Consider the following 6434-nt stretch of genomic DNA (forward strand, 5'->3'; position numbering starts at 1 on the left):
ACTGGCAACACAAAAAAAGGTGCTGAAAATTAACCATCAATCTTTAAAATAGAATTGGGAGAAAAATTTAGTCAATCAAGAGGGTAAAAGTGGCATTCGCTAGTCATTGGATCATGTTAGGTTTATTACTGGGTTTTGCTGTTGCCCATAGCGGATTAGCCAGTTTACGAATGCGGGGAGAAGCTATCATCGGTGCGCGACTGTATCGGGTATTATTTGCCCTTGTGAGTATTCCTCTAGCGGTAATTTTAGTAGTTTATTTCTTCAATCATCGTTATGATGGTTTGCTTCTCTGGCAAGTACAGGGAGTAACCGGAGTTAAAACCCTAGTTTGGATACTTTCGGCCATTTCTTTTTTCTTTCTCTATCCTGCCACCTTTAACCTGCTGGAGATCGCCGCTATCCAAAAACCCCAGGTTCATCTCTATGAAACCGGCATCCTGCGCGTTACCCGTCATCCCCAGATGGTAGGACAGGTGATCTGGTGTATTGGTCACACCCTCTGGTTAGGGACAAGCTTTACCCTATTAACTTCCCTAGGTTTAATTGCTCATCATCTTTTTGCCGTCTGGCATGGCGATCGCCGGTTAGAGAACCGTTACGGAGAGGCATTTTTAAAGGTCAAAGAACGCACCTCAGTGGTTCCCTTTTTAGCGATTATCGATGGTCGGCAAAGCCTGAAATGGCAAGAATTCCTTCGTCCTGCCTATCTAGGAGTAACAGGGTTTATTTTACTCCTCTGGTGGGCGCATCCTTGGCTAATGCAAGCAACAAGTAAAATTTATTGGTGATTTTGCTCCCAACTCCTTTCCTGTTGATCCCGATTGGTGTAGAATGGCTTCTATATCAAAATAAAGTTTTCATAAAATACGTTTAGACATGATACTATCTGTCAACGAAAAGAGCTTCCCTAAGCTAGTTTTAGAATCTTCCCGTCCGGTTCTCGTGCATTTTTGGGCTCCTTGGTGTGGTTTATGTCGTTTAATCCAACCCACCCTCTTGTCTTGGCAAAATGACTGTCAAGGTGCGATTCAATTAGTCGGTGTCAATGCCGATAATAATTTTAAATTAGCTAATAGTTTTCGTCTGCGTAGTCTGCCTACTTTAATTCTCTTCGATCGAGGTGTTCCGGTTCACCGTCTGGAGGAAATTCACAGTCGCGAGGAATTGCAACAAACCCTGCGACTAATAGTCAAAAATCAAATCCCGCGTTCAGCTTAAGGGAAAGATATCTTTTCTGATGGGTTCTGTGGTTAAAATGTATTCTAAGATACGGTAACGCTGGTGGGTGAGTGGAACGAACCACTCCAGACACAGAGGACACAAAGATTGATCGCTCTTATAGTAAGTTAAACTTATCACACAAAGAATAAGAGAGCCTCTGATGGGACTGGCAGAGATAATATAATAGGACAAAAAGTAGATAATCCCAATTCCTACAACTCCCATAGTTCCCCCAGTTCAAAAAATTAGGAGGCTTAAAAAAATGCCGATTGGTGTGGCTGAATTTGTCGAAAATCAGGAAAATCGCTGTCCTGTGGTACTACTACTAGATACCTCTGGTTCAATGGAAGGGGAACCGATTAAGGCTCTCAATGATGGTATCAAAACCTTTCAGGAGGATGTGATGCGGGATACCCAAGCGACGTTGAGCGTAGAAACCGCCATTGTCACCTTTGGTAAGGGAGGGGTTAAAACCGTGCAAGATTTTGTCGGGATTGATCAATTTACGCCACCGACTTTAACCGCAGGAGACTTAACTCCCATGGGAAAAGCGATTGAATTGGCTTTAGATTTAATCGAAGATCGTAAAGCGATTTATAGAAATAATGGTATCCAATATTATCGCCCCTGGATATTTTTAATTACTGATGGTGCGCCTACGGATCAATGGAGTCTGGCGGCGCAACGGGTAAAACAAGCAGAAGCAGAAAATCGGGTTTTATTTTTTTCTGTAGGTGTTCAGGGTGCTGATATGGAGAAGCTTAAACAGATTTCTAATAATCCCCCCGTGTTACTCAATGGTTTAGATTTTCGGGAATTATTTCAGTGGTTAAGTAACTCAATGAAACGAGTTTCTGGTGGTAAAATTGGAGCGGCGATCGCTTTACCACCAGTGAATTGGGGACAAATCACCACCTAGAGGACAGTTAATTATGTGGAGAACATTATGTCAGTCGGTGGTCGGTAGTTTTCACGTCCAAACGGGATTACCCTGTCAAGATTATGGTGATTATAAGGTATTGGGTCAGGATGTTTTGATTGGAGCCGTAGCCGATGGGGCCGGTAGTGCCAAACATTCGGATTTAGGGGCGAAAATAACAGTTAAAGCAGCGCTGCAATTTTTAGAGTATAAGCTCAAAAAAACAGCATTAGCTGCCACTGGAACTGAAGCGGAATTAAAGGAAATATTCTGGCAACTGTTGGCTTATGTTCAGCAAATTCTCCAAGAAAAAGCCGAAAAAGAACAGTTAGATATTAATGATCTGGCGACAACTTTACTGGTTGTTTTGGTTACTTCAAAACGATTAGCGGCGATGCAGATAGGAGACGGTTTTATTGTGTTCAAACCTCTGGGAGGAAATTATCAGTTATTGTTTCAGCCTGACAAGGGGGAATACATCAATGAAACCACTTTTGTTACTTCTAGTAATGCTTTGGAGGATATGCAAATAAAAGTTTTAACCGAGCCAGTTGCCTTTATTTGTGTGGCGACGGATGGAGTGGAAAAGGTATCGATCAATTATAAAAATTGGCAGCCTTTTCCGCCCTTTTTTCAGCCATTAGAGGAATATTTACAACAGACAGAAACGCCATTGCAAGAAGACCTCGAAGAATTTTTAGAGCGGGAGGATTTAAATAAGTTAACAACCGATGATAAAACCTTACTCCTAGCTTTTTGTTCAGAAACCGGGTTTGTTTGACAAACCCGGTTTCTGGCTCTGGTTCAACCCAACCTATGATAAGACTATGGACTAAGTAAATTATGAAAATTGACGAATTACTCAAAAACAAACGAGAAAAAATTATTGCTATTGCGGCTAAACACGGCGCAAATAACGTGCGAATTTTTGGTTCTGTTGCACGGGGAGAAGCTGACGAAAAAAGCGATATTGATTTATTAATTGATTATTGTAGCGAACGTCGGAGTCCCTGGTTTCCCTTGCCGTTAATTCGAGAACTTGAAGCCTTGTTAGGCTGCAAAGTTGATATTGTTACCGAACAGGGACTTAAAGATAGAATCAGAGAGCGGGTACTAAAAGAAGCAATACCACTATGAGAGATGATAGCGAACGCTTGCGGGATATTTTAGAAGCAATTGAGCGTTTAGAAAAGTATGCTCGACAGGGAAAAACCCTGTTTGAACAACAAGAATTAATTCAAACTTGGATTGTCTATCATTTACAAATTATTGGTGAAGCAGCTAGAGCAACTTCTCAAGAATTTAAAGCAAGACATCCCGAAGTTCCTTGGCGAGATGCCAGCGATCTAAGAAACTTAACTATTCATGAATATTTTCGTATCAATCTAGAGATTATTTGGGATATTGTTGAAAATGACATTCCTCCTCTAAAAGGACAAATCGAAGCTATTTTACAGGAATTGATTTGACGAAACCCAACTCAATTATTAAAAAATGTTGGGTTTCACTATCGTTCAACCCAACCTAGGATAAGATCATTGACTATCATTGCTATCATTTAAATGGTTGAGAATACAATACCACTCTCAAACGGATGTCGTCTATGGCAGATTTAATCGTCCGCAATATCGATGAAGCCATCGTCAAAGCTCTCAAAAAGCGAGCCAGCCAACACGGGATCAGTGCCGAAGCCGAACACCGCCAAATCTTAGAAAAAGCCTTGCTGCAACCGCAACGAAAATCCCTAGCAGAGGTGCTACGCCAGATTCCCAACGTTGGCAACGATTCAGACTTTGATCGCGTTCAAGATGACACAGCTAAACCAGTATTTGATTGATACTAAGTAGGTAGGCGTTAAAAATTATCAGACACCCCCGTTATCAAAGGGGGATTAAAGGCAAAATCCATTTTTAATTTAATTATAACCAGCTACTTATATCTAACTTATTAGAAACGACTAGATAAATTTTTCTGAACAGCACAAATACTCGGAGATTTTTTGATGTCTTTAACTTATCGCTGTCAACTACAGAATCGCTTGATTACCCTGACGCAAGAAATGGCCGACAGTGGCGAAGCGAAAGTATGGCACACTAACTTTAATGGGTACTTAGCGAAAATCTACCACAATCCCCATAATGAAAGGGTTGATAAATTACAGTTAATGGTGAGAAATCGTCCCAGTGATCCTAACGTTCATCTTAACCATATTTCCTTCGCTTGGCCCTATTCTATCTTGGAAGATAAACAGGGAAAAGTCGTTGGTTTTTTAATGCCAGAAGTGGTGGGTTCAGAAACGTTATTAAAGCTTTGTACGCCCATAATGAGAAGAAAATACAAGTTAGAAACTAATTGGTATTTTCTTCATGTAGTAGCGCGGAATATAGCCGCTATTATCCAAGCAATTCACCTTAAAGGTTATGTTTTGGGAGACATCAAGCTAGAAAATATCTTAGTGAATAATCGGGCGTTGCCTACAATTATTGATACAGATTCATTTCAAGTATCAGATCCCTATAGCGGTAAAATATATCGGTGTTTAGTTGGCTCAGAAGGATTTACACCGGCGGAATTAATCGGAGTGAATATAGCAGATGTAGATCAAACAGAAGTGCATGATCGCTTTCGATTAGGAGTTGTTATTTATTATCTATTATTTAGCGGGCCGCCGTTTCGGGGATTGTGGCAAGGAGGAGGGGATTCCCTGGAACAGTCGGAACTAATTCGACGGGGACTATGGCCTTTTTCTGGGGATAAATTGCTTGTACCTAGTAATACTACCATACCATTAAATATTTTACATCCCGACTTACACGCCTTATTTTTGCGCTGTTTCAATGAGGGACATAAATTCCCCCACAGACGACCGACGGCTAAGGAATGGTGCGATACTTTGGAAGCTGCACGAAAAGAGGTTATACGCTGTGGCAAAGTTGATAATCATTACTACAGTCGCCGTTACGGAAAGTGTTATTGGTGTGAGCGATTTAGTGATTTAAATCTTGATATTTTTGCAAGCAAAAGTATCGCTACTGTGACATCTACACAGTTACCTAAAGTAGCGCCAACTCCACCCCCAGTATCGATTCAATCATCTCCTTCACCTATACCTCCTCAAAGATGGTCGCGTCGTAAAGTTTTAATAACTTTCGGGTTATTTACAGTAGGGACAGTCGCTAGTAATATTTTCGCTCAGTTGTTTCGTCAGAATCCTACTCCTCCTTCTCCTTCACCTCGTCCTTTAGCTCCTCCATTTACAGAAAACCTACCCAATGGAGTAACACTGGAAATGGTAGGCTTACCAGCAGGTCAATTTCTCATGGGATCTCCTGACAGCGATCCCGATGCTCGCGATAATGAAAAGCCTCAACACCAAGTTAAAGTAAACAGTTTTGCTATTGGGAAATATCCAGTGACTCAGGCACAATATCAAGCGGTAATGGGAACCAATCCCTCTCGGTTTCAAAATAATCCCCAAAATCCGGTAGAAGATGTTAGTTGGAATGACGCTCAAGCCTTTTGTCAGAAATTGAGTCAGATAACAGGGAAAACCTATCGTCTCCCCACAGAAGCGGAATGGGAATATGCCTGTCGTGCGGGGACTACTACTCGCTTTTATTTTGGTGATGATGCTAATCAGTTAGGAGATTATGCTTGGTATAAAGGAAATTCTCAGCAGACAACTCATCCTGTGGGCCAGAAAAAGCCCAATGCTTGGGGACTGTATGATATGAGTGGCAATGTTTGGGAGTGGTGCGAGGACGATTGGCACGATAACTATATCGGAGCGCCAAAGGATGGCAGTGCTTGGCTAAAAAATGGTAATGATAATCGTTCTCCATTGCGGGGCGGTTCTTGGTACAACGTTCCAGCTAACTGCCGTTCTGCTTACCGCAACTTCACCTACCGCCCCGACTACAGCCTCATCAACGACGGTTTTCGGGTGGTGTGCGGTGCTGGGAGGACTCTGTAACCCTTATTCTCTTTTTACCCTTTTTTACCCTTTTTTACTTTTTCTCTTTTTCTCTTTTTCCCGCCTAGCGGCGGGTCGATTTTTTTTTGAGATTTTCTAGGGTGCGTCCCAGGCAGCTTTTGCCTTTTTGACAGCAGCCCGTAGTTGGGTTGACGACTGTTACCCAACACCCTCGGAACCAAGATTAAATAGGGTTTGCTGAAAAAGTACGGGCGAAGCATTCGGGCAATAACCTATCGGTGAAACCGTAGATTTTTTATCCGAATGCTTCGCCCCTACAGGACGCGGGCCGATGAAGACGCAAGGTTTTGAAGCACG

At 42.0% G+C, this 6434-nt stretch carries 8 protein-coding genes; all 8 read left to right on the forward strand.

Features of this window, described 5'->3' with window-relative positions; all coding sequences use genetic code 11:
* The first annotated feature begins 89 nt into the window (after positions 1-89).
* The 8 genes from LW728_RS09290 (at position 90) to LW728_RS09325 (ending at position 6116) form a co-directional block, all read left to right on the forward strand.
* Entirely contained in the window at positions 90-791 is a 702-nt protein-coding gene (locus LW728_RS09290; RefSeq protein WP_185238441.1) for an NnrU family protein, read from the forward strand.
* 88 nt (positions 792-879) lie between these two features.
* Positions 880-1221, forward strand: coding sequence for a thioredoxin family protein (locus tag LW728_RS09295; RefSeq protein WP_002737429.1), 342 nt, complete (start codon positions 880-882; stop codon positions 1219-1221).
* A 265-nt stretch (positions 1222-1486) separates the two neighbouring features.
* The gene (locus LW728_RS09300) at positions 1487-2143 is read left to right on the forward strand and encodes a vWA domain-containing protein (protein WP_287766424.1); all 657 of its coding nucleotides are present in this window, start codon (positions 1487-1489) and stop codon (positions 2141-2143) included.
* Between the two features lie 13 nt (positions 2144-2156).
* Positions 2157-2924 (forward strand): PP2C family serine/threonine-protein phosphatase, encoded by a 768-nt coding sequence (locus LW728_RS09305; RefSeq protein WP_287766425.1) that lies wholly within the window; start codon positions 2157-2159, stop codon positions 2922-2924.
* Positions 2925-2986: 62 nt separating this feature from the next.
* On the forward strand, positions 2987-3280 hold the full coding sequence (locus LW728_RS09310; RefSeq protein WP_002770523.1) for a nucleotidyltransferase family protein: 294 nt from the start codon (positions 2987-2989) through the stop codon (positions 3278-3280).
* Positions 3277-3612 carry a HepT-like ribonuclease domain-containing protein gene (locus tag LW728_RS09315; RefSeq protein ID WP_002783557.1) on the forward strand — a complete coding sequence of 112 codons (336 nt, stop codon included), beginning with the start codon at positions 3277-3279 and terminating at the stop codon, positions 3610-3612. The genes LW728_RS09310 and LW728_RS09315 overlap by 4 nt, the downstream gene beginning before the upstream one ends.
* Before the next feature lie 134 nt (positions 3613-3746).
* Entirely contained in the window at positions 3747-3980 is a 234-nt protein-coding gene (locus LW728_RS09320) for a FitA-like ribbon-helix-helix domain-containing protein (RefSeq protein WP_002783562.1), read from the forward strand.
* 165 nt (positions 3981-4145) lie between these two features.
* Positions 4146-6116: an SUMF1/EgtB/PvdO family nonheme iron enzyme gene (locus tag LW728_RS09325; RefSeq protein WP_287766427.1), complete on the forward strand. Its 1971-nt coding sequence runs from the start codon at positions 4146-4148 to the stop codon at positions 6114-6116.
* Positions 6117-6434 lie beyond the last annotated feature (318 nt).

Source organism: Microcystis sp. 49638_E5, from assembly GCF_021300285.1.
Taxonomy (GTDB): Bacteria; Cyanobacteriota; Cyanobacteriia; order Cyanobacteriales; family Microcystaceae; genus Microcystis; species Microcystis aeruginosa_C.

Excerpts from the sequence above, each read along its gene's own strand:
- LW728_RS09300 (WP_287766424.1), top strand. The coding sequence starts at position 1,487 with ATGCCGATTGGTGTGGCTGAATTTGTCGAAAATCAGGAAAATCGCTGT.
- LW728_RS09305 (WP_287766425.1), top strand. The coding sequence starts at position 2,157 with ATGTGGAGAACATTATGTCAGTCGGTGGTCGGTAGTTTTCACGTCCAA.
- LW728_RS09320 (WP_002783562.1), top strand. The coding sequence starts at position 3,747 with ATGGCAGATTTAATCGTCCGCAATATCGATGAAGCCATCGTCAAAGCT.
- LW728_RS09295 (WP_002737429.1), top strand. The coding sequence starts at position 880 with ATGATACTATCTGTCAACGAAAAGAGCTTCCCTAAGCTAGTTTTAGAA.
- LW728_RS09315 (WP_002783557.1), top strand. The coding sequence starts at position 3,277 with ATGAGAGATGATAGCGAACGCTTGCGGGATATTTTAGAAGCAATTGAG.
- LW728_RS09310 (WP_002770523.1), top strand. The coding sequence starts at position 2,987 with ATGAAAATTGACGAATTACTCAAAAACAAACGAGAAAAAATTATTGCT.
- LW728_RS09325 (WP_287766427.1), top strand. The coding sequence starts at position 4,146 with ATGTCTTTAACTTATCGCTGTCAACTACAGAATCGCTTGATTACCCTG.